Origin of the sequence: Rhodoferax sp. UBA5149, from assembly GCF_002413825.1 — a bacterium.
Classification (GTDB): Bacteria; Pseudomonadota; Gammaproteobacteria; order Burkholderiales; family Burkholderiaceae_C; genus Rhodoferax.
The window spans coordinates 13,350-14,553 of sequence record NZ_DHXT01000205.1 but is presented as its reverse complement, the minus strand read 5'-3'; the positions used below and the strand labels follow the sequence as shown (position 1 = coordinate 14,553).

Here is a 1,204-nt window from a genome sequence, read left to right as displayed (position 1 = left end):
TCGGGCGGACAGCAGCAGCGCGTCGCCATTGCACGCGCCATCGTCACCGAGCCGGCCGTCTTGCTGGCGGATGAGCCCACCGGCAACCTGGACACCCAGCGCAGCCGCGAGATCATGGAACTGCTGTGGGGCCTCAACGTCAACCACGGCATCACCGTGTTGATGGTGACGCACGAGGCTGACATGGCGGCCTACGCCAAACGCATCGTGCATTTTGTCGATGGCGTGGTGGAAAGCGATACGCTCAATCCGCACCCGGCTGGACTGCAAGCGCCGCCCCCGCCGGCTGCAACGGACGCACCCAAGACTGTTGAGACCGCCTGATGCTGCTCAACACCCTGCTGCTCGCGCTGCGCTCGATCCGGCGCAACCTGATGCGTTCTTTTCTGACCATCCTGGGGATCGTGATCGGCGTCAGCGCCGTCATCACCATGGTCACCTTGGGCAACGGCGCCACGCTGGCGGTGCAGAACCAGATTTCGGGCCTGGGCACCAACCTGCTGCAAGTACGCCCCGGTCAGCGCATGGGCGGCGGCAGCGGCGGCGCGCCGTCGTTCAAGGACCTCGACGCCGACGCCATTGCCACCCAGATTGGCGGCATCGCGGCGGTGGCGCCCGAGGCGCGTACCGGCGCCACCCTGGTGGCCAACGGCCGCAACTGGACCAGCAGCATCATCGGCAGCAGCAACGCCTGGCTGCAGACCGGCAACTGGAAGGTCGGCGACGGCCGGATCTTCTCTGCCGATGAACTGCGCGCCGGCGCCGCCGTCTGCCTGATTGGTGAAACCGTGCGGCGCGAACTCTACGGCACCCGACCCGCCGTGGGCGAGCAACTGCGCGTGAAACAGATCTCGTGCGAGATCGTCGGCGTGCTGACGTCCAAAGGCCAGGGCAGCTTCGGCAACGACCAGGATGATGTGGTGCTGGTGCCCATCAAGACACTGCAGCGCCGCATCACGGGCAACACCCGCGTCAACACCTTGCTGGTGTCCATGATGGACGGCAGCGACGCCACCCGCGTCAAGGCCGGCATCACCCAGCTGCTGCGCGAGCGCCGCAAGCTGGCCACGACCGACGAGGACAACTTCAACGTGCTGGACACCAAGCAGCTGGCCGAGGCCCTGTCGGGCACCACCAAGGTCATGACCATGCTGCTGGGCGCGGTGGCGGCCGTGAGCCTGCTGGTGGGCGGCATCGGCATCAT

The 1,204-nt window shown here is 66.9% G+C and carries 2 protein-coding genes; both read left to right on the top strand.

Annotated elements, in window-relative coordinates; all coding sequences use genetic code 11:
- A partial coding sequence (locus B3V69_RS18280) for an ATP-binding cassette domain-containing protein (protein WP_296448534.1) occupies positions 1–324 on the top strand: 324 nt, incomplete at its 5' end.
- The coding region (locus B3V69_RS18275) for an ABC transporter permease (RefSeq protein ID WP_296448533.1) at positions 324–1,204 on the top strand (881 nt) is incomplete at its 3' end. The genes B3V69_RS18280 and B3V69_RS18275, both read left to right, overlap by 1 nt.